This window comes from Xanthomonas sp. NCPPB 1754 (assembly GCF_041475725.2).
GTDB classification, from domain to species: Bacteria; Pseudomonadota; Gammaproteobacteria; order Xanthomonadales; family Xanthomonadaceae; genus Xanthomonas; species Xanthomonas euvesicatoria.
Genome location: NZ_CM192982.1, coordinates 2,677,444 through 2,699,275, shown reverse-complemented (window position 1 = coordinate 2,699,275; position 21,832 = coordinate 2,677,444). Strand labels below are relative to the sequence as shown.

Annotated in this window: 18 protein-coding genes, 1 tRNA gene and 1 pseudogene; 13 read left to right on the top strand and 7 right to left on the bottom strand. The window is 63.9% G+C overall.

The window, feature by feature from the left end; translation table 11 throughout:
* Positions 1-184: 184 nt before the first annotated feature.
* Complete coding sequence (cysS, locus tag ACCQ15_RS11885) at positions 185-1,609, bottom strand: cysteine--tRNA ligase (RefSeq protein WP_372380606.1); 1,425 nt, start codon at positions 1,607-1,609, stop codon at positions 185-187.
* Between the two features lie 177 nt (positions 1,610-1,786).
* On the opposite strand from cysS, the gene ACCQ15_RS11880 reads away from it, so the two are divergent.
* The 12 genes from ACCQ15_RS11880 to ACCQ15_RS11825 all read left to right on the top strand — a co-directional run bounded on the left by ACCQ15_RS11880 (position 1,787) and on the right by ACCQ15_RS11825 (position 13,906).
* Positions 1,787-2,281 (top strand): hypothetical protein, encoded by a 495-nt coding sequence (locus ACCQ15_RS11880; RefSeq protein ID WP_029819580.1) that lies wholly within the window; start codon positions 1,787-1,789, stop codon positions 2,279-2,281.
* A 312-nt stretch (positions 2,282-2,593) separates the two neighbouring features.
* The gene (locus tag ACCQ15_RS11875; protein WP_008573404.1) at positions 2,594-3,625 is read left to right on the top strand and encodes an N-acetylornithine carbamoyltransferase; all 1,032 of its coding nucleotides are present in this window, start codon (positions 2,594-2,596) and stop codon (positions 3,623-3,625) included.
* Between the two features lie 51 nt (positions 3,626-3,676).
* Positions 3,677-4,915, top strand: a complete 1,239-nt coding sequence (locus ACCQ15_RS11870; RefSeq protein ID WP_031423013.1) for an argininosuccinate synthase — start codon at positions 3,677-3,679, stop codon at positions 4,913-4,915.
* Between the two features lie 240 nt (positions 4,916-5,155).
* Entirely contained in the window at positions 5,156-5,608 is a 453-nt protein-coding gene (locus ACCQ15_RS11865; protein ID WP_011347704.1) for a GNAT family N-acetyltransferase, read from the top strand.
* Positions 5,609-5,613: 5 nt separating this feature from the next.
* A complete protein-coding gene (locus ACCQ15_RS11860; protein WP_014090342.1) occupies positions 5,614-6,714 on the top strand; it encodes an acetylornithine deacetylase in 1,101 nt (366 codons plus the stop codon).
* A gap of 44 nt (positions 6,715-6,758) precedes the next feature.
* Positions 6,759-8,102 (top strand): acetylglutamate kinase, encoded by a 1,344-nt coding sequence (locus ACCQ15_RS11855; protein ID WP_372380605.1) that lies wholly within the window; start codon positions 6,759-6,761, stop codon positions 8,100-8,102.
* A 5-nt stretch (positions 8,103-8,107) separates the two neighbouring features.
* Complete coding sequence (locus ACCQ15_RS11850; protein WP_372380604.1) at positions 8,108-8,707, top strand: GNAT family N-acetyltransferase; 600 nt, start codon at positions 8,108-8,110, stop codon at positions 8,705-8,707.
* The gene (argC, locus tag ACCQ15_RS11845; protein WP_014090340.1) at positions 8,704-9,654 is read left to right on the top strand and encodes an N-acetyl-gamma-glutamyl-phosphate reductase; all 951 of its coding nucleotides are present in this window, start codon (positions 8,704-8,706) and stop codon (positions 9,652-9,654) included. Before ACCQ15_RS11850 ends, argC begins: the two co-directional genes overlap by 4 nt.
* A gap of 124 nt (positions 9,655-9,778) precedes the next feature.
* On the top strand, positions 9,779-11,077 hold the full coding sequence (locus ACCQ15_RS11840; protein WP_011347702.1) for an argininosuccinate lyase: 1,299 nt from the start codon (positions 9,779-9,781) through the stop codon (positions 11,075-11,077).
* The gene (locus ACCQ15_RS11835) at positions 11,074-11,334 is read left to right on the top strand and encodes a YciI family protein (RefSeq protein WP_008573390.1); all 261 of its coding nucleotides are present in this window, start codon (positions 11,074-11,076) and stop codon (positions 11,332-11,334) included. Before ACCQ15_RS11840 ends, ACCQ15_RS11835 begins: the two co-directional genes overlap by 4 nt.
* 13 nt (positions 11,335-11,347) lie before the next feature.
* Positions 11,348-12,502, top strand: coding sequence for a glutamate 5-kinase (proB, locus tag ACCQ15_RS11830; RefSeq protein ID WP_372380603.1), 1,155 nt, complete (start codon positions 11,348-11,350; stop codon positions 12,500-12,502).
* A 159-nt stretch (positions 12,503-12,661) separates the two neighbouring features.
* Positions 12,662-13,906: a glutamate-5-semialdehyde dehydrogenase gene (locus ACCQ15_RS11825; RefSeq protein ID WP_209261589.1), complete on the top strand. Its 1,245-nt coding sequence runs from the start codon at positions 12,662-12,664 to the stop codon at positions 13,904-13,906.
* Between the two features lie 53 nt (positions 13,907-13,959).
* On the opposite strand, the gene ACCQ15_RS11820 is transcribed toward ACCQ15_RS11825, so the two are convergent.
* Complete coding sequence (locus ACCQ15_RS11820) at positions 13,960-14,499, bottom strand: hypothetical protein (protein ID WP_506187839.1); 540 nt, start codon at positions 14,497-14,499, stop codon at positions 13,960-13,962.
* An 819-nt stretch (positions 14,500-15,318) separates the two neighbouring features.
* On the opposite strand from ACCQ15_RS11820, the gene ACCQ15_RS11815 reads away from it, so the two are divergent.
* Complete coding sequence (locus ACCQ15_RS11815; protein WP_372380601.1) at positions 15,319-17,232, top strand: CocE/NonD family hydrolase; 1,914 nt, start codon at positions 15,319-15,321, stop codon at positions 17,230-17,232.
* On the opposite strand, the pseudogene ACCQ15_RS11810 reads toward ACCQ15_RS11815, so the two are convergent.
* The 5 genes and pseudogenes from ACCQ15_RS11810 to ACCQ15_RS11790 form a co-directional block, all read right to left on the bottom strand.
* Positions 17,213-18,438, bottom strand: a pseudogene (locus tag ACCQ15_RS11810) (CynX/NimT family MFS transporter). The gene ACCQ15_RS11815 and the pseudogene ACCQ15_RS11810 sit on opposite strands and share 20 nt — an antisense overlap.
* Before the next feature lie 118 nt (positions 18,439-18,556).
* Positions 18,557-18,633, bottom strand: a tRNA-Pro gene (locus tag ACCQ15_RS11805).
* A gap of 59 nt (positions 18,634-18,692) precedes the next feature.
* Positions 18,693-18,803 carry a cytochrome bd-I oxidase subunit CydX gene (gene cydX, locus ACCQ15_RS11800; RefSeq protein ID WP_008573380.1) on the bottom strand — a complete coding sequence of 37 codons (111 nt, stop codon included), beginning with the start codon at positions 18,801-18,803 and terminating at the stop codon, positions 18,693-18,695.
* 95 nt (positions 18,804-18,898) lie between these two features.
* On the bottom strand, positions 18,899-20,050 hold the full coding sequence (gene cydB / locus ACCQ15_RS11795) for a cytochrome d ubiquinol oxidase subunit II (protein WP_372380600.1): 1,152 nt from the start codon (positions 20,048-20,050) through the stop codon (positions 18,899-18,901).
* Positions 20,051-20,066: 16 nt separating this feature from the next.
* Entirely contained in the window at positions 20,067-21,689 is a 1,623-nt protein-coding gene (locus ACCQ15_RS11790) for a cytochrome ubiquinol oxidase subunit I (RefSeq protein ID WP_372174568.1), read from the bottom strand.
* Positions 21,690-21,832: the final 143 nt, after the last annotated feature.

Sequence of the window (21,832 nt, the reverse complement as noted above, 5' to 3'; positions counted from 1 at the left end):
GGAGCGCTGTGGCCACTGCATCTTTCACCAGGTGCCAGGGCGGGGCAGCCTGCGAGGGCCGTCGGTCATTCTTTCTGGCTGGCGCGTGGCGACGCGTTTGCCATGACCGACGGTTGATTGTCGCCGCAGCGCACCCTCATCCGCCTGCGGGGGCACTTTCTCCCGCAGGAAGACGAGAGAAGGATCAAGCACGCTTCCAACGCACGCCCTGCGGCGTGTCTTCCAGCACGATACCCTCTTCGGCAAGTTGCTTGCGGATGGCGTCGGCGCGGGCGAAATCCTTGGCTTTCTTCGCCGCGCTGCGTTCTTCCACCAATGCGGTGATGCGTGCATCGTCGCCGGCGTCGGTGCCGCGCGAGAACCATGCAGCCGGGTCTTGTTGCAGCAACCCCAGTGCCATTCCGGCACCGAGCAACTTGGCGCGCGCCGCATGCAGCTCGATCATGCGCGCCGATGCTTGGCCGCTTTGCATCAGGTCGCTGCGCAATGCACGCGCATCGGAGGCGATGCTTGCCATGACGGACAAGGCCAGCGGCGTGTTGAGATCGTCATCCAGAGCGGACTCCACCTCGGCGGGAATCGTCATGGATACCGCCAGATCGCTGCCGCTTTCGGCTTCCAGCGCAGCCAGATCCCGCAACGTTCCATACAGGCGGTCCAGCGTGTTCTTGGCCTGCTCGATCAACCCATCCGACCAGTCCAGCGGCTGACGGTAGTGCGCGCTCAACAGCGCATAGCGCAGCGCTTCGGGCGGATGCCTGGCGATGAGCTCGTGCACGGTTTCGATATTGCCCAGCGACTTGCTCATCTTCGCGCCGCTGAAATTGAGCATGCCGTTGTGCAGCCAGAAGCGCGCAAAGGTGGCACCGCCATGCGCGCACTCGCTCTGCGCAATCTCGTTTTCGTGATGCGGGAACTGCAGGTCCACACCGCCGGCGTGGATGTCGATGGTCGGCCCCAGATGGGCGGCGGCCATCGCCGAGCATTCGATATGCCAACCCGGCCGGCCGCGGCCCCAGGGCGATGGCCAGCCGGGCAGGTCGTCGCTGGAGGGTTTCCACAGCACGAAGTCGCCGGGGTCGCGCTTGTATGGCGCCACGTCCACGCGCGCGCCGGCCAACATTTCGTCCGGGTCGCGCCGCGAGAGCTTGCCGTAGTCCTCGAAGCTGGAGACCAAAAACAGCACGTGGCCTTCCGCGGCATAGGCATGCCCAGTGGCGATCAGCTGCTCGATCATCGCCACGATCTGCGGGATGTGCGTGGTGGCCTCCGGTTCGATGTCCGGTGGAGCCACGCCGAGCGCTGCCATGTCCTGCCGGTAGATCGCCGCGAAGCGGTCGGTGATCGTCGAAATCGGCACGCCCTGCGCCTGCGCGGCGGCGTTGATCTTGTCGTCCACGTCGGTGATGTTGCGCGCGTAGCGCAGCGCGCCGTAGCGTCGGCGCAGCAACGCGGCAAGCACATCGAAGACCACCGGGCCGCGAGCGTTGCCGATATGCGCGTAGTTGTAGACGGTGGGACCGCAGACGTACAGGGTGGGGCTGGACGGATCGAGCGGCGCAAACGGCTCGACCCGCCGCGTCAGGTTGTTGTGCAGGCGCAGGCTCATCGGCATCCGAAAAAGGGCAATCGCGCGATTCTAGCCCGTTGTGGCGGGATGGCGAATCGCCAGCCCGACGATGGCCACCGGATGGGTTGCGTTCAGCCCAGGCGGCCGCAAGCTCCATACACTTACGTACTGCCTGGCTGCGCGTTCCCGGTACTGATGCGACCTTCTCCGTTCTTCATGCTGCTGTGTACGTTTGCCGGGCAAGTGATTCCGGCGTATGCGGCAGAGCCCGACCCCAAGAACCGGGTCGTGGTGATCGAGAACGTGAAACTGGATTATGCGCAGGTGCTCAATGTCGAGCCGGTCTACCAGACGCTTCGCGCCACGCGTATCGAAGAGCAATGCGAAGCCGAGCAGGCGGCACAGGCTGCGGCAGCGCCGGCCGAGGACGAGGGCCGCATCAACCGCATGGTCGATTCGGTCAAGGAAATGTTCTCACGTCGCCCCGAACCGGCCGCGCCCGCTGCGGTGCCGCCGACCAGCACGCGGCGCAACTGCAAGGTGGTGGAAGTGCCGCGCGAGTTCCGCCGGCCGATCGCCTTCGACGTGGACTATGTCTACAAGGGCACCAAATACCGTTCGCGCCTGCCCGAAGATCCGGGCAATCGGCTGCGCATCCGGGTCTCGGTGACGCCGTACATTCCCGACGCCATCGTCGCGCCGCCGCGATGAGATGCGCAGCGGTTGCGCCGTGCCCACATGCGTGCGAGGATTCGCGCCCTATGCAAGCAAACGCCTTTCAGCACGACACCAGCGCCGCCCGGATGGCCTCCGGCATGACCTCGCGTGCCCGCCGACCGGAATCCCACATTTCCGCTGGGTAAGCCGGGGCGTCTGCTGTTCCGACGTTGAAGACCCAGCCCCCAGGCTGGGTTTTTTCGTTTTGGCGTCACAAAAGTTTCAACGGCAAGAAACGCGCATGTCGCGCACCCCGTCGCTCCTGGCGGACCAACGCAGCAGTAGCACGCAGCAAAGGATCGATCGATGTCACTGAAGCACTTCTTGAACACCCAGGACTGGAGCCGCGCCGAGCTGGACGCGCTGTTGACCCAGGCCGCGTTGTTCAAACGCAACAAGCTGGGAAGCGAGCTGAAGGGCAAGTCGATTGCGCTGGTGTTCTTCAACCCGTCCATGCGCACCCGTACCAGCTTCGAGCTGGGCGCATTTCAGTTGGGCGGGCATGCGGTGGTCTTGCAGCCGGGCAAGGATGCGTGGCCGATCGAGTTCAATCTGGGCACGGTCATGGACGGCGACACCGAAGAGCACATCGCCGAAGTGGCGCGCGTGCTGGGGCGTTATGTCGACCTGATCGGCGTGCGCGCGTTTCCGAAATTCGTGGACTGGTCCAAGGACCGCGAAGACCAGGTGCTCAAGAGCTTTGCCAAGTATTCGCCGGTGCCGGTGATCAACATGGAAACGATCACCCACCCATGCCAGGAGCTGGCGCATGCGCTGGCGCTGCAGGAACACTTCGGTACCCAGGATCTGCGTGGCAAGAAGTACGTGCTGACCTGGACCTACCACCCCAAGCCGCTGAACACAGCGGTGGCCAACTCGGCGCTGACCATCGCCACGCGCATGGGCATGGACGTGACCCTGCTGTGCCCGACGCCGGACTACATCCTGGATCAGCGCTACATGGACTGGGCCGCGCAAAACGTGGCCGAAAGCGGTGGCTCGCTGCAGGTGAGCCACGATATCGACAGCGCCTACGCCGGCGCCGATGTCGTCTACGCCAAGAGCTGGGGTGCGTTGCCATTCTTCGGCAACTGGGAGCCTGAAAAGCCGATCCGCGACCAGTACCAGCATTTCATCGTCGACGAACGCAAGATGGCGCTGACCAACAACGGCGTGTTCTCGCACTGCCTGCCGCTGCGCCGCAACGTCAAGGCGACCGATGCGGTGATGGATTCGCCCAACTGCATCGCCATCGATGAAGCCGAAAATCGCCTGCATGTGCAAAAGGCGATCATGGCGGCGCTTGCTTCGCAAGCGGGAATCGGGAATCGGGATTAGAGAATCGCAACAGCAACACACTTGGCCCCCACATTTACGTACTAAGGAACAATGATGAGCGCTGCTTCCACCAATCCCGAATCCCGAATCCCGACTCCCGGCACCAAAGACATCGTTCTCGCGTTTTCCGGTGGTCTGGACACCAGCTTCTGCATTCCGTATCTGCAGGAGCGCGGCTATGCGGTGCACACCGTGTTTGCCGACACCGGTGGTGTGGATGCCGAAGAGCGTGAGTTCATCGAGAAGCGCGCCGCCGAATTGGGCGCGGCCAGCCACGTCACCGTGGACGGTGGCCCGGCGATCTGGGAAGGCTTCGTCAAGCCGTTCGTGTGGGCGGGCGAGGGGTACCAGGGCCAGTACCCGTTGCTGGTGTCCGACCGTTACCTGATCGTGGATGCTGCGCTCAAGCGTGCCGAAGAATTGGGCACGCGCATCATTGCGCATGGTTGCACCGGCATGGGCAACGATCAGGTGCGTTTCGACCTGGCAGTGAAGGCGCTGGGCGACTACCAGATCGTGGCGCCGATCCGCGAGATCCAGAAAGAGCACACCCAGACCCGCGCCTATGAGCAGAAGTATCTGGAAGCGCGTGGTTTCGGCGTGCGTGCCAAACAGCAGGCCTACACCATCAACGAGAACCTGCTGGGCCTGACCATGTCCGGCGGCGAGATCGATCGTTGGGAAGCGCCGGGCGAGGGCGCGCGCGGCTGGTGCGCGCCGCGCAGTGCTTGGCCGAGCGAGGCGTTGACGGTGACGCTGAAGTTCGTCGAAGGCGAAGCGGTGGAACTGGACGGCAAGCCGCTGCCGGGTGCCAAGATCCTGGCCAAGCTCAACACCTTGTTTGCGCAATACGGCGTGGGCCGCGGCGTCTATACCGGCGACACCGTGATCGGTTTGAAGGGCCGCATCGTGTTCGAAGCGCCGGGCCTGATTTCGCTGCTCACCGCGCACCGTGCACTGGAAGATGCGGTGCTGACCAAGCAGCAGAACCGCTTCAAGCCGGACGTGGCGCGCAAGTGGGTGGAGCTGGTGTACGAAGGCTTCTATCACGACCCGCTCAAGAGCGATATCGAGGCGTTCCTGAAGTCCTCGCAGTCCAAGGTCAATGGCGAGGTGACGCTGGAAACTCGCGGCGGCCGCGTCGATGCGGTGGCGGTACGCTCGCCGCACCTGCTCAACACCAAGGGTGCGACCTACGCGCAATCGGCCGACTGGGGCGTGGAAGAAGCGGAAGGCTTCATCAAGCTGTTCGGGATGAGCTCGACGCTGTACGCGCAGGTCAACCGCTGAGCAAAAGCCCCTCTCCCCCGGGGAGAGGGGCTTGGGGTGCCGCAGAAACCTCCAAGATCGATCATGACGAACGCGTCGCCACGCGCCAGTCATGGGGAACTACTGCAGCATTGCGTCCATCGTTCTCCATCTGGGCACGTGGCGACGCGTTCGACCTGGTTGCTTCGCGAAGTTTCGTGAGGCGCCCCTCATCCGCCCCTTCGGGCCACCTTCTCCCGGTGGGAGAAGAGGGTCACTGCGATGGAACCCATGCCCGCATTACGCATCAGTACCGACAAGCAGGAACTCGATCTGCCGTTGATCCATCGCTTCCTCAGCGAGCAGGCCTATTGGTGCCTGGGCATCCCGCTGGACACGGTGCAGCGGGCGATCGCCGGCTCGCTGTGTTTCGGCGGTTATTGCGCGGGCGTAGGGCAGGTGGCGTTCGCGCGCGTGATCACCGACGGTGCCACCTTCGGCTATCTCGCCGATGTGTTCGTGCTCGATGCACACCGTGGGCGCGGCTATGGCAAGCAACTGGTGGCAGCAGTGATGGCCCATCCGCATCTGCAAGGTCTTCGTCGCTTCATGCTCGCCACCTCCGATGCGCATGCGCTGTACGCACAGCACGGCTTCGCCGCGCCGGCACGGCCGCAGGCGTTGATGGAAATCGCCTATCCCGATCTCTACCGCACCACCACCACGGCTGCCTGACCCACATGACTGACCTGCTCACCTCCACGCTCGACCACCTGCAGGCGCTGGTGGCATTCGACACCCGCAATCCGCCGCGTGCGATTGCCGCGCAAGGCGGCATCTTCGATTATCTGCGCGCGCAGCTGCCGGGGTTCCAGGTCGAGGTGGTCGATCACGGTGCAGGGGCGGTGAGCTTGTACGCGGTGCGCGGCACGCCGAAGTACCTGTTCAACGTGCATCTGGATACCGTGCCGGATTCGCCGCATTGGAGCGCCGACCCGCACGCGATGCGGCGCCTGGACGACCGCGTGGTGGGCCTGGGCGTGTGCGACATCAAGGGCGCGGCGGCGGCGCTGGTTGCCGCGGCCAATGCCGGTGACGGCGATGCCGCGTTCCTGTTTTCTTCGGACGAAGAGGCCAATGATCCGCGCTGCATCGCCGCGTTCCTGGCGCGCGGCGTGCCGTACGAAGCTGTCCTGGTGGCCGAGCCGACCATGGGCGAAGCGGTGCTGGCGCATCGTGGCATCAGTTCGGTGCTGATGCGGTTTGCCGGGCGCGCAGGGCATGCATCGGGCAAGCAGGACCCCTCGGCCAGCGCGCTCCATCAGGCAATGCGCTGGGGCGCAAATGCCTTGGACCATGTGCAATCGCTGGCGCATGCGCGCTTCGGCGGGTTGACCGGATTGCGCTTCAACATCGGCCGCGTCGAGGGGGGCATCAAGGCCAACATGATCGCGCCGGCAGCCGAAGTGCGCTTCGGCTTTCGTCCGTTGCCGTCGATGGACGTGGATGGACTGCTGGCAAGCTTTGCCGGCTTCGCCGAACCGGCGGCAGCGCATTTCGAAGAAACCTTCCGCGGGCCGAGCCTGCCGTCGGGCGACATCGCACGCGCGGAAGAACGCCGCCTGGCCGCACGCGATGTGGCCGATGCGCTGGACCTGCCGATCGGCAACGCAGTGGACTTCTGGACCGAGGCCTCGCTGTTTTCGGCCGGCGGCTATACCGCGCTGGTGTATGGTCCGGGCGACATCGCCCAGGCGCACACCGCCGACGAATTCGTGACGCTGGCGCAGTTGCAGGGTTACGCCGAATCGGTCCATCGCATCATCAACGGTTCGCATTGAACCGACACGCGCCTGGCGCTCCCTTTCCTCTTTCGAACACGGCAATGTCCCCTTCCGCACAACCCCACAAACAAACCCGCCAGACCATCGTGCGCCTGCTCTCCAGCATGGCCAGCGCGAAGGAAATCAGCCAATACCTCAAGCGGTTTTCGCAGCTCGATGCCAAGCGCTTTGCGGTGGTCAAGGTGGGGGGCGCAGTATTGCGCGACGATCTGGACGCGCTGACCTCGTCGTTGTCGTTCCTGCAGGAAGTGGGGCTGACCCCGATCGTGCTGCATGGCGCCGGCCCGCAGCTGGATGCAGAGCTGGCCGCCGCCGGCATCGAAAAGCACACCGTCAACGGACTGCGCGTGACCTCGCCCGAAGCCTTGGCGATCGTGCGCAAGGTGTTCCAGGCCTCCAACCTGAAACTGGTGGAAGCGCTGCAGCAAAACGGCGCGCGTGCGACCTCGATCACCGGTGGCGTGTTCGAGGCCGAGTATCTGGATCGCGACACCTACGGCCTGGTCGGTGAGGTCAAGGCGGTGAATCTGGCGCCGATCGAAGCCAGTCTGCATGCCGGCTCCATCCCGGTGATCACCAGCCTGGGCGAAACGCCCAGCGGGCAGATCCTCAACGTCAATGCGGATTTTGCCGCCAACGAGTTGGTGCAGGAGCTGCAGCCGTACAAGATCATCTTTCTCACCGGCACCGGCGGCCTGCTGGATGCCGATGGCAAGTTGATCGATTCGATCAACCTGTCTACCGAGTTCGACCACCTGATGCAGCAGCCGTGGATCAACGGCGGCATGCGGGTGAAGATCGAGCAGATCAAGGACTTGCTCGATCGCCTGCCGCTGGAATCGTCGGTGTCGATCACCCGGCCGTCGGACCTGGCCAAGGAACTGTTCACCCACAAGGGCTCGGGCACGCTGGTGCGGCGCGGCGAGCGCGTGCTGCGCGCCACCTCCTGGGACGAACTGGATCTGCCTCGCCTGAAGTCGCTGATCGAATCCAGCTTCGGCCGCACGCTGGTGCCGGAGTATTTCGAGACCACCACGTTGCTGCGCGCGTATGTCAGCGAAAACTACCGCGCGGCGGTGATCCTGACCGACGAAGGCCAGTTCGGTGCGGGCAGGCTGACCTATCTGGACAAGTTCGCCGTGCTCGACGATGCGCAGGGCGAAGGTCTTGGCCGGGCAGTATGGAATGTGATGCGCGAAGAGACCCCGCAGCTGTTCTGGCGCTCGCGCCATAACAACCAGGTCAATATCTTTTACTACGCCGAATCCGACGGTTGCATCAAGCAGGAGAAGTGGAAGGTGTTCTGGTACGGGCTGGAAAACTTCGAGCAGATCCAGCATTGCGTTGCGCACTGCGCAACGCGTCAGCCGACCTTGCTGGGCTGACTGCGATGAGCGTCGTCACCTTGCCAGCACGTTGGCGCGAACAGCCGTACATGCGTGGACGGCATGCGAGCCTGGAGCCGCTGCAGACAGCGCATGCCGATGGGTTGCGTGAGGTGGTGGGCGACGGCGCGCTATCGCGGCTGTGGTACACCAGCGTGCCCGCACCGGAGCAGGTCGAGGCGTATATCGCTGCGGCCCTGGCCGCCTGCGCCGTTGGCGCAGCGTTGCCATATGCGGTGCGCGATGCGGCCGGCGACATCGTCGGTTGCACGCGCTACTACGCGCTGGATGCCGCAGTGCCCAGGCTGTCGATCGGCTACACCTGGTACGCACCACGCGTGCAGCGCAGCGGCGTCAACACCGAAACCAAGCTGATGCTGCTGCAATACGCCTTCGAAACATTGGGGTGCCTGAGCGTGGTGTTCGAGACCAGCTGGTTCAACCATACCTCGGCGCGGCTGGGCGCAAAACAGGACGGCGTGCTGCGCAACCACGCCCGCCACGCCGACGGTACGCCGCGCGATACCGTGGTGTTTTCCATCATCGATACGGAATGGGCCGGGGTCAAACGCCACCTGCAGTTCCGCCTGGAAGCAAACGCATGACTGTTGAACAAAAGACCATCGGCATTGTCGGCGCCCGCGGGCATACCGGCTCGGAATTGATCAAACTGGTGGCGGCGCATCCGCAGCTGCACTTGAGCTTCGTGTCCTCGCGCGAGCTGGCCGGGCAGCCCGTGGCCGAGCATAACGATGCCTACCAGGGCCAGCTGCGCTACGAGAACCTGGATGCGGACGCGGTGGCCGCCAAGGCGGCCGACGTGGTGATCCTGGCGCTGCCCAATGGCAAGGCAGAGCCCTTTGTCGCCGCGATCGACGCGGCAGCGCCACAGACGCTGGTGATCGATCTGTCGGCCGACTATCGCTTCGATCCGGCCTGGTACTACGGCTTGCCTGAGTTGACGCGCGGCAGTTACGCCGGGCAAAAACGTATCAGCAACCCGGGCTGTTATGCCACCGCGATGCAGCTGACCATCGCGCCACTGCTCGACCAGCTGGCCGGGCCACCGCAGTGTTTCGGTGTCTCCGGGTATTCGGGCGCGGGTACCACGCCTTCGGACAAGAACAATCCTGCGTTGCTCTCCAATAACGTGATGCCGTATGCGCTGACCAACCACATGCACGAGCGCGAGGTGTCTGCGCAGCTTGGCGTGCCGGTGGAGTTCATGCCGCACGTGGCGCCGCATTTCCGCGGCATCACCATGACCGTCAACCTGTGGCTGCAGCAGCCGCTGACGCGCGAGCAGATCCAGGCGCGTTATACGCAGCGTTATGCCGACGAGCCGTTGATCGAAATCGTCGACGAGGCGCCCTGGGTGAGCCGCATCGCCGGCAAGCACGATGTGCAGATTGGCGGAGTAACGCTGGCGCCCGGCAACAAGCGCGTGGTGGTGGTGGCGACGCTGGACAATCTGCTCAAGGGTGCGGCAACGCAGGCGATGCAAAACCTCAACCTTGCGCTGGGCTGGGACGAGTTGATGGCAATTCGGTGATGCGAGTCCCTCGCAACAGCCTGCACATCCATGTGCGGGGATTTAACGAAGCGAGTCCCTCGCAACAGCCCGCGCATCCATGTGCGGGGATCGAAACTGGACGACTTACTCGAGACGCTTTCCGATGACCAATCTGTTGTGGCAAAAACCTGGCGTTGCCGTTGACGCCAAGATCCAGAGTTTCCTGGCCGGCGACGATGTGATCCTGGATCGCGAATTCTTCCTGTACGACATCGCTGCCAGCAAGGCGCATGCGCAGGGGCTGCAGCACATCGGCATCTTGTCGTTGCAGGAGCTGGGCGGCTTGAGCGAACAGCTCGACCTGCTGGCCGCCGATTTTCGCAGCGGCGCCTTCGTGCTCGATGCGCAATACGAAGATTGCCACTCCGCCATCGAAGCGCGATTGACCGAGCGTCTGGGCGATGCAGGCCGCAAGATCCACACCGGGCGCAGCCGCAACGACCAGATCCTGGTCGCCACGCGGCTGTGGCTGAAGGACAAGCTGCAGCGCGTTGCCACGCTCAGCGCGGAGATCGCCAAGGTGGCGTTGGACCGCGCACAGGCCGAGGCCGGGCTGCCGGTGCCCGGTTATACGCACATCCAACGGGCGGTGGTGTCATCGGCCGGGATGTGGTGGGCGGGCTGGGCGGAAGCCTTCATCGACAACGCCGTGCGCGCCGACGACACCGTCCGCTTGGTCGACAGCAACCCGCTCGGCACCGCTGCAGGCTATGGCGTGAATCTGCCGCTGGATCGTGCGCATACCACCGCCGAACTGGGGTTTGCACGCCTGTTGGTCTCGCCGATCTACGCCCAGCTTTCGCGCGGCAAGTACGAACTGGCCGCGCTCGAAGCGCTCGGCAGCGCCACGCTGGATCTGCGCCGCATCGCCTGGGATCTGTCGCTGTTCACCAGTGGCGAATTCGCGTTTGTCGCCTTGCCGGCCCAATACACCACCGGCAGTTCGATCATGCCGAACAAGCGCAACCCGGACGTGATCGAGCTGATGCGCGCAACGCATGCCAGCGTGGCGGCAGCGCGCACCGAGATCGAACAGCTGCTGTCGCTGCCGTCGGGTTATCACCGCGATCTGCAGAGCAGCAAGGGCGCGATCGTGCACGGCTTTGGCCGCGGACTTGCAGCGCTGGAACTGCTGCCGGCCTTGCTGGCCAATCTGGAATGGCGCCCGGACAAACTGCGCGCAGCCATCGATTCGGGCATGTATGCCACCGATGTGGCAGTGGAAGCCGCGGTAGCCGGCGTGCCGTTCCGCGAGGCCTACAAGGCCGCAGCGCAGGCCGCCGAGACCGCAGGGCAGGGACGCACGCCGGAAGGCAGCCTGGCTGCGCGCGTGTCGCCCGGTGCGGCAGCCGACCTGCAACTGGATGTGCTGCAGGCGCGCTGGCAGGCGCTGCGCGCATGACGACCCGCTATCTGGTGCTTGCGCTGCGCAAGCCGGGGTTTCCCGCCGATGTGGTGCAGCCGCATCTGGACTTTCTCGATGCATTGCGCGCCGCCGGGCAACTCGAGCTGACCGGCGGCTTCAGCGATCGCAGCGGTGGCGCGTATGTGCTGGTCAACGTGGCCACGCTTCAACAGGCGCAGCAGATCGTTGCGCGCGACCCGCTGGTGCTGCGCGATGCCTCTGCATTGACCGTGTATGAGTGGAACACGCACTGAGGACGCCATTGCCATGAGCACGCCTGCCAGCACGTTGTCGCCGTTTACCGAGCAGGCGCTGCCGCCGTGGCGCCGTGCGGTGCTCAAAGTCGGCAGCAGCCTGCTCGCCGCCGATGGCGGTGGCCTGTCCCCGCGCTTCGCGCTGGGTCTGGCGCAGTTCGTTTCCGCCAATCTGGCAGCCGGGCGCGAGCTGGTGATCGTCTCGTCGGGCGCGGTGGCCGCTGGTCGCGCCATCCTGCCCAAAGCGGCGGATGTCGGCGCGCCGATCGCGGCGCGGCAGGCACTGGCCGCCTTGGGCCAAGCGCAGCTGATTGCGTTATGGCAGCGCTTTTTCGAGCTGCCGGTGGCGCAGGTACTGCTCACGCATGACGACCTGCGCAACCGTCGCCGCTATCTCAACGCGCGTGCCACCTTGGGCGAGTTGCTGCGGCTGGGTGCGCTGCCGGTGATCAACGAAAACGACACCGTCTCGGTGGATGAGTTGAAGCTGGGCGATAACGACAACCTGGCCGCGATCGTGGCTGCGCTGGTCGATGCCGACGCGTTGTTCATCGCCACCGACATCGATGGGTTGTATAGCGCCGACCCACGCAGCAATCCGCTGGCGCGCCCGCTCGACGATGTGCCCGAGCTCACCCCTGAAGTGCTGGCGATGGCCGGCGGCAGCGGCAGCAACGTGGGGACCGGCGGCATGCGCACCAAACTGGAAGCCGCTGCAAAGGCCGGTGCGGCCGGCATCGAAACCTATCTATTCAACGGCCGAAGTGGCGAGGTGGTGCGCGCCCTGGCGCAGGACCGCCTGCGTGGCACACGCATCCACGCCGCGCGCACGCGCATCGCTGCGCGAAAATACTGGCTGCGGCACGCACCGGTGGAAGCGGGTGCGATCCTCATCGACGACGGCGCCGCAGCGGCCCTGACCGGCAAGGGCGCCTCGCTGTTGCCAGGCGGCGTGGCCGGCGCGCAGGGCGATTTCCGTCGCGGCGACATGGTGGAGATTCGTCTGCGCGACACCGCGGGCGACCAGTGTCTGGCACGCGGCGTCAGCCAGTATTCGGCCCTGGATATCCGTCGTATCGCAGGCCGCCACTCGCGCGAGATCGAGAACGTGCTCGGCTACAGTTACGGCGAAAACGTGGTGCATCGCGATGATCTGGTGGTGTTGTAGCAGAGATTCGACATTTGGGATTGGGGATTCGCAACAGCGTGTGCACTGCGTCCCTAGACCTCTGCCTCTTCGTCCCAGTGACTGACCCCTGGTAGTGATAAAATCGTGTCGCCCGCTTTTGCCAATCCCTAATCCCGACTCCCCAATCCCGGCTCCCAAATGACCATCAAAACGCTCGCTCTGCAATGCCGTGATGCCGCGCAGGTGGTGTCGCAATTGTCTGCACCGGCCAAGCATGCCTTGCTGGACGCGATGGCGGCCGCGCTGGAAGCCGATGCCGCGGCGATTTTGGCCGCCAATGCGCGCGATCTGGAGGCCGCGCGTGCCAAGGGCACCGGCAGTGCCATGCTCGATCGGCTGGCGCTGGACGACAAGCGCCTGGCCGGAATCGCGGCCGCACTGCGCGAGGTGGCGCAGCTGCCCGACCCGGTGGGTCGGATCACCCGCGAAGATGTGCGCCCCAACGGGATTCGCGTGCAGAAGGTGCGTGTGCCGCTGGGCGTGATCGCGATGATCTACGAGGCGCGGCCCAACGTCACGGCTGACGCTGCGGCGCTGTGCATCAAGGCTGGCAATGGCGTGATCCTGCGCGGTGGCTCGGAGGCGATCCATTCCAATACCGCCATTGCGCGCGCACTGCAGCGGGCCTTGCGCGAGGCCAATGTGCCGGACGCGGCGCTGACCCTGGTCGAGGATCTGCGCCGCGAGACCATGCTGGAACTGCTGCAGCTCAGCGACATCGTCGATCTGGCGATTCCGCGCGGTGGCGAAGGCCTGATCCGGTTTGTCGCCGAGCACGCGCGCGTGCCGGTGATCAAGCACTACAAGGGGGTGTGCCACCTGTTTGTGGATGCATCCGCCGATATGGAGCTTGCGCTGCGCCTGCTGATCGATGGCAAGGCGACGCGGCCGTCGGCCTGTAATTCGCTGGAGACCTTGCTGGTGCATGCAGGCATCGCCGAGCGCTTCTTGCCGCTTGCCGCGCAGGCATTGCGCGAACGCAAGGTGGAACTGCGTGGCGATGCGGCGACGCAGGCGGTGCTGCCAGACATCGCTGTTGCCAGCGACGACGACTATGCCGCGGAATTCCTGGATCTGATTCTGGCCATCCGCGTGGTGCCGGATCTGGACACGGCGCTGGCGCACATCCGCCAGTACGGCTCGGACCACACCGAAGTCATCGCCACGCAGGATGCCGACAACGCCGAGCGATTCGTGCAGTCGCTACGCTCTGCGGTGGTGATGGTGAACGCCTCCTCGCGCTTTTCCGATGGCGGTGAACTGGGCCTGGGCGCGGAGATCGGCATCTCCACCACACGCCTGCATTCCTATGGCCCCATGGGCCTGGAAGCGCTCACCGTGGAGCGCTTCGTGGTGCGTGGTCAGGGGCAGATACGACATTAACGACACGGAACGAATCTGACGCAGCTGTAGCACTGGGAGATGGATGCCCAGAATTACGCCGTTGTCTTTTCGCCTCCTAGTACAGTGCGGACCCATCGGTCGTCCATAGGGGACACGAAGCCCGTTCCCGATAGCCACACCTTTTTTCCTTCCCGATCCCACTTTTCCATTTTTTCTCTGAACTTTTCGGGGTAGTGGTTCGCTCTACAGGCAATGTTGCACCAAGGGTCGCAAACGTATATATCAGCGTTCCATTCCGTCATGTCCGATGGCAACGGGCCTGCACCCGGTACCGGCCCGATAATCGCGGTGGTGTGAGTCCTTCCACCCAGGAACGCAAGGCGCGCAATCAAATTATGGTCTTGCTGTAGTTGATGAACGGCCAGTACAGCCAATTCGCCGCAGTTATGGGCGTTGCCGTACATTGCCGATGACACTATATCTTCCTCTAGACTATCTACTTCATTTCGCATGCGCTCGATTTCGCGGGTCGCGTTGTAAACCCGTAGAGCTTCTTCGTACCCTTCATTTTTGCGCTTGTTGCTTGATTTTAAGCGCGGCTTTTTATAATACCCGGATCTGACGGATCGCATGACCTGCGTTACCGCGCTGAGGTTGGATGTTTGACTAGCGCTTCTACTACTATTCAAGCTTCGCAGCCCTTCTAGTCGGCTGTCTGCCCGGTCCGGGTTGCTGGTGTAACGCGAACTATTGCCCGTAGCCTGCGGGTGAGGCGGAGAGCTTTCGTTATAAGTGATTCTTCCTGAATTGCCACGCTCGATTGAGCCGCAGAGACCCATATCTAAGTACCTCGATTGCTTGACGGAATTCTATGATCTATAAAAATGTGGTCTGCGGCGGATGAAATGCGAATAAATTGCCAAGTGTGCGAATCGAGAATTTTATTTTAATCTTGATGCTGGGATTCGATATCCTACTATTTAATTCCCAGCCAAGTATATGCGCCGATCATTTTCAATCATTGAGCCTCGTTGCTGGGGGTTTTGGGCGAATTACTGTTCTAAGCGAGTGTCAGGCTGCTTGGCTTATCAAGCAAAGATAGGTGCTGTTTTCCGGCAACGCGAGCAAGGCAGCGTCGGTGTACCACTGATGCTTACCATCAACGAAGGGGGCATTTGCCGCATCGCTTGCTTAAGTGCGATCTAGAACACGCCACGAACCAGTCGCCGCATCGCCCGCTTGCGCGCATAGCTTGCCGCACGCATCCATCTGAAAGGGGATTGCGCGCTCGAGTCATCTGTCAGGCAATCGATGACTCGACTATTTCCGTATGGAAGTTGCTTAATTTCGGCCCGCCAGACCCGGGTAAGGCCACCCACGACCTTTGACACTCCCCTGGGCCGCCGACGCCTGCCTACAGTAGATGACTGCCCGCACTTTCGGAGTCGTCCATGCGCCGCCTTGCCGCCTGCCTGCTAGCCACCGCCATTGCCACCGCCACCGGCACCGCGATGACGCAAACCTCGCCGATGACGCCGGACATCACCGGCAAGCCGTTCGTGGCTGCCGATGCGAACAACGACTACATCAAGCGCGAGGTGATGATTCCGATGCGCGATGGGGTCAAGCTGCACACGGTGATCGTGCTGCCGAAGGGCGCCAGGAACGCACCGATCATGCTGACACGCACGCCTTACGACGCCAGTGGCCGCACCGAACGGCTGTCCTCGCCGCATATGAAGGACCTGCTGTCTGCCGGCGACGACGTCTTCGTGGAAGGCGGCTACATCCGTGTGTTTCAGGACGTGCGCGGCAAATACGGTTCCGAAGGCGATTACGTGATGACGCGCCCGCTGCGTGGGCCGCTTAATCCCAGCGAGGTCGACCATGCCACCGATGCCTGGGACACCATCGACTGGCTGGTGAAGAACGTCAAGGAATCCAATGGCAAGGTCGGCATGATCGGCTCGTCCTACGAAGGCTTCACCGTGGTGATGGCACTGACCAACCCGCATCCGGCGTTGAAGGTGGCGGTGCCGGAAAGCCCGATGATCGACGGCTGGATGGGCGACGACTGGTTCAATTACGGCGCGTTCCGCCAGGTGAATTTCGATTACTTCACCGGCCAGCTCAGCAAGCGCGGCAAGGGCGCCGGCATCGCGCGTCAGGGGCACGACGATTACAGCAACTTCCTGCAGGCCGGCTCGGCCGGCGACTTCGCCAAGGCCGCAGGTCTGGAGCAATTGCCGTGGTGGCACAAGCTCACCGAACACGCCGCCTATGACGCGTTCTGGCAGGAGCAGGCGCTCGACAAGGTAATGGCGCGCACGCCGCTGAAGGTGCCCACGATGTGGCTGCAAGGCCTGTGGGATCAGGAAGACATGTGGGGGGCGATCCACAGCTACGCGGCGATGGAGCCGCGCGACAAGCGCAATACGCTCAACTACCTGGTGATGGGCCCGTGGCGCCACAGTCAGGTGAACTACGACGGCAGTGCGTTGGGCGCGCTGAATTTCGAAGGCGATACCGCGCGCCAGTTCCGTTCCGAGGTGCTGCGCCCGTTCCTGGACCAGTACCTGGTCGATGGCGCGCCCAAGGCAGACACGCCGCCGGTGTTCATCTACAACACCGGCGAAAACCATTGGGACCGCCTCAAGGCATGGCCGCGCAGTTGCGACAAGGGCTGCGCCTCGTCCAGCAGGCCGCTGTATCTGCAGGCCGGCGGCAAGTTGTCGTTCCAGCAACCGGTGGCCGGGCAGGCGGGCTTTGAAGAGTACGTGTCCGACCCCGCCAAGCCGGTGCCGTTCGTGCCGCGCCCGGTGGATTTTGCCGACCGCGCGATGTGGACCACCTGGTTGGTGCACGACCAGCGCTTTGTCGATGGCCGCCCTGACGTGCTGACCTTCGTCACCGAGCCGCTGACCGAGCCGCTGCAGATCGCCGGTGCCCCCGAAGTGCATCTGCAGGCCTCCACCAGCGGCAGCGACAGCGATTGGGTGGTGAAGCTGATCGATGTGTATCCGGAGGAGATGGCGTCGAACCCGAAGATGGGCGGCTATGAGCTGCCGGTGTCGCTGGCGATCTTCCGCGGCCGCTACCGCGAGAGCTTCAGCACGCCCAAACCCCTGGCTTCCAATCAGCCGCTGGCATTCCAGTTCGGCCTGCCAACCGCCAACCACACCTTCCAGCCGGGCCACCGGGTGATGGTGCAGGTGCAGTCCAGCCTGTTCCCGCTGTACGACCGCAACCCGCAGACCTACGTGCCCAATATCTTCTTCGCCAAGCCCGGCGATTATCAGAAGGCCACGCAGCGGGTGTACGTGTCCCCCGAGCAGCCCAGCTACATCAGTCTGCCGGTACGTTGAGCGCGCGGGCGCCGCGTGCCGGCGGCGTCCACGCATCTTCCAGAAACTGCGGGCGGCAGGCTACCCAGGCGGCGGCCAGCTGCACCAGCAGGCAGATGACCAGGAACACGAACGGGGAGGTCCAGCCGCCGCTGTGCGCGTGCAGCCAGCCGAACAGGAACGGCCCCAGGCAGCTCACCGCATAGCCCACGCCCTGCGAGAAACCGGACAGCGCGGCCGAACCGGCCGCCGTGCGGCTGCGCTGATTCACCAACACCAACGCCAGCGGAAAGGTGCTCGGCCCCAGGCCGAGCAGGGTCACCCACAGGACCGGTGCGGCCAGCGGCGCCCACACAGCCCGGCGAACGCGACCAGGTGGCAGGCTGCGCATAGCAGCACGATCGGAAACGGATTGCGCATGCGCACCGCCAGCGCCGGCATGGTCAGCGCGCCGACCATGCCCAATGCCGCGAACAACGCCACCATGGTGCCGCCGAACGCAGGCGATGCACCGGCTTCGCGCAGCAGCGTCGGCAGCCAGGTGAACATGGAATAGGTCACCAGCGAGGTCATGCCGAAGGTCACCGCCATGCTCCAACCCAGCGCCGTACGCGCGACGCGGCCTTCGGCTTCGGGCGTGGGTGTGACCGGTGCCGGGCCGGTGGCGCGGATGCGCCGATGGTTGGCGTGCACCAGGGCCCACGCCGCCGTTGCCAGCAGGGCCGGCAGCACCCACGCCACCATCGAACTACGCCAACCCAGCGCATCGGCCACCGGCACTGCCAGCAGGGCCGGCAGCAGCGTGCCGACCTGCAGCACGGTGATATACAGCGTGCTCACCCGGCCCACGCGGTCGCCGAAGTAACGCTTCACCAGCGGCGGCAGCACCACGTTACCCATGCCCATACCGGCCAATGCCACCAGCGAGCCGACCAGCAACCCGGCGGTGCCCGGCAGCAGCGGGCGCAGCACCAACCCCAGCGTGGCCAGCGCCATCGACAACAGCGCCACGCGCAGCAAGCCGAAACGGCGCAGCAATGCGGGCGTTGCCACGCCGGTGAGTGCGAACGCTGCGGTCGGCAACATGCCGAGCGCACCCATGGTGGGCGCGCCGAAGGCGTACTCGTCGGCAATGCGTTCCAGCAGCGGCGTCAGCGACGTCACCGCGGTGCGCAAGTTGAATGCGGACAGCAGGATCGCGGCCAGCACCAGGCCGCGACCACGCAACTGGGCGGACGAAGAAGACGCGGCAGTGACAACAGACATGACAGACCATCCGCGTCGCGCACGTGCAACGACGCCTGAAAACACAAAACCGGCGCAAGGCCGGTTTGTGTTTTGAAACTGGTCGGGGAGACAGGATTCGAACCTGCGACCTCTACGTCCCGAACGTAGCGCTCTACCAGACTGAGCTACACCCCGAAGGAGCCGCGTATGTTACATAGGGAATGGGGAATCGGCAAGCATCTGATGAAATTATTTTACTGAGGCGGCTCGCCACGCTCGGGCTCGCGTGCTTCGAACCACATGCCGTTGAGCACCGCGGCCAATGCCGCCAGGCCGGTGCCAAGTATCCATGCGAAATACCACATTGGTGTGCTCCTCGAATCGTTGAACAGGATGATGGCGGTGCGCGGTGCGCGGTGCGGCAACGGCAGCGCAGGCACTGCGATCGCTGCCGCGGCGCTCAGTACGCGTTGGGATTGGCCGTGACCGCATCGTCGGTGACCTTGCCCTTGAGCACGCGATACACCCAGCTGGTGTACGCCAGCACGATCGGCATGAACACGGCAGTGGCCAGCAACATGATCCACAACGTCAGACGGCTGCTGGATGCATCCCACACCGTCAGGCTTGCGCTTGGCGCGCTGGAAGAGGGCAGCAGGAACGGGAACAACGCAAAGCCCACCGTGAACACGATGCCGACGATGGCGCTGCCGGAGGCGATGAAGGCCAGGCCGCCGCGCCGCAGGCGTAAGCACACCGCGCTCATCGCAAGCCCGGCCAGGCCCACCAGCGGCGCCATCAATGTGGCCGGCATGCTGCTGTAGTTGTGCAACCAGCCGCCCGCGGCGGTGAGCGCAGCGGTCTTGCCGAGCGGGTTGGTGGCCGCATCGGTGGCCAGCACCGAGGTCACCGCATAGCCGGGCAGACCCAGCGCCACCCATGCGCCGCCTGCTGCAAACAGTGCCAGCGCACACAGCGCGGCGATGCCGCCGAAACGTGCCGCGCGCTCGGCCACCGGTCCATCGGTCTTGAGCACCAGCATCGCGGCGCCATGCGCGAGCAGCATCGCCACGCTGAGCAAGCCGGCGAGCAATGCGAACGGCGTCAGCAACCCGAACAGGTTGCCGGTGTAGAACGTGCGCATGCTGTCGTCGAAGTGGAACGGCACACCCAGCAGCACGTTGCCGACCGCCACGCCCATGATCAGCGCCGGAATGAAGCCGCCGACGAACAACGCCCAGTCCCAAGTGCTGCGCCAGCGCGGACTCACCAGTTTGCCGCGGAACTTGAAACCGACCGGGCGCAGGATCAGCGCGAACAGGATCAGGAACATCGCCAGATAGAACCCGGAGAAGCTCACTGCATACAACGGCGGAAACGCGGCAAAGATCGCGCCGCCGCCCAGGATCAACCACACCTGGTTGCCTTCCCAGACCGGGCCGACGGTGTTGATCACCAGTCGGCGTTCGGCATCGTTGCTGGCGACGAACGGCAGCAGCGCGCCCACGCCCAGATCGAAGCCGCCCATCACCGCGTAGCCGGACAGCAGCACGCCGAGCAGCAGCCACCAGATCACGCGCAGGGTCGTGTAATCGAGCAATACGAAATCCATGATGTCTCTCCTTTGCTTACGGTGCGCTGCCGGCCACGGCACCGGAACTCAGCGGTGCGTGACGCGACGGGGCATGGTCCTGCAGGGCGGCGGGCAATGCGTTGGGCGGCATCGGTGGGAACAACACCTCCGGTCCCTTGTTGATGGTCTTCAGCGACAACTTGATCGCAATCACCAGCAACGTCGTGTACAGCGCGGTGAAGCCCACCAGCGTCATCACGATCTCGTAAAGGTCCAGCCCCGAGGCGGCGTAGAACGTGGGCAGCACACCTTCCACCGCCCACGGCTGGCGGCCGTATTCGGCAACGAACCAACCGCATTCGATCGCGATCCACGGCAGCGGCAACGTCCACAGGGCCAAGCTCAGGAACCAGCGTTTTTCCTGGAAGTTGTGCTTGCAGGCAAACCAGAAGGCGATAGCGAAAAACGCGATGAGATACATGCCGATGGCGGCCATGATGCGGAAGGTCCAGAACAGCGGCAGCACGCGCGGTACGGTGTCCATCGCGGCCTGGGCAATTTGCTCCGGCGTGGCGTTGCCGATATCGTCGCGATAGCGCTTGAGCAGCAGGCCGTGGCCCAGGTCCTGCCAGTGTGCATCGAAAACCTTGCGTGCTTGGGCGTCGTTCTTGTCGGCGCGGATGCGTTGCAGTGCGCCGTAGGCGATCTGACCGCCGCGGATGCGGTGTTCGGCACGGCCGACCAGTTCGAGAATGCCTGGAATTGGCTCATCCAGCGAACGCGTGGCGATCAAGCCCATCAGGTACGGAATCTTGATGGCGTAATCGTTGCGATGGGTGGTCTGGTTCGGAATGCCGAATGCAGTGAAGTCGGCCGGTGCGGCTTCGGTTTCCCACATCGCTTCGATGGCGGCCAGTTTCATCTTCTGGTGTTCGCTGGCGGCATAGCCGCTCTCGTCGCCCAGCACCACCACCGACAGCGACGACAGCAGGCCGAACGCTGCCGCCACCGCAAACGAACGCCGTGCCATTTCAATATGCTTGCCTCGCAAGAGATAAAACGCACTGATCGACATCACGAACACCGCGCCCAGCACGTAGCCGGCACTTACCGTATGCACGAACTTGGCCTGCGCCACCGGGTTGAACAGCACTGCCACGAAATCCACCACTTCCATGCGCATGGTGTCGGGGTTGAACACCGCGCCGGCCGGATTCTGCATCCAGCCGTTGGCGATCAGGATCCATAACGCAGAGAAGTTGCTGCCCAGCGCCACCAGCCAGGTGGTGATCAGGTGCTGTATCTTGCTCAGGCGATTCCAGCCAAGAAAGAACAGGCCCAAGAAGGTGGCTTCCAGAAAGAACGCCATCAGTCCCTCGATCGCCAGCGGCGCACCGAAGATGTCGCCCACGTAATGGCTGTAGTACGACCAGTTCATGCCGAACTCGAATTCCATCACGATGCCGGTGCCGACACCCATGGCGAAGTTGATGCCGAACAGCACACCCCAGAACATGGTCATGCGCCGCCAGATCTGCTTGCCGGTCATGACGTAGACACTTTCCATGATGCCCAGCAGGAACGACAGACCCATGGTGAGCGGTGGAAAGATGAAGTGGTACATCGCGGTGACTGCGAACTGCAGCCGCGACAGTTCGACAACTGTCGAGTCGATCATGGCGGGTGGGCCTGGTTGAGGGTCGGTAAGGAATGTGGCGATCATCTGCCGCCATCGCGCCGGCCGCGTTGATCCAAATCAATGCGGTCCTGAACAGGTGCGTCACACTGTCCATCCCCGACCGGGAGGCGGCGACTTACAAT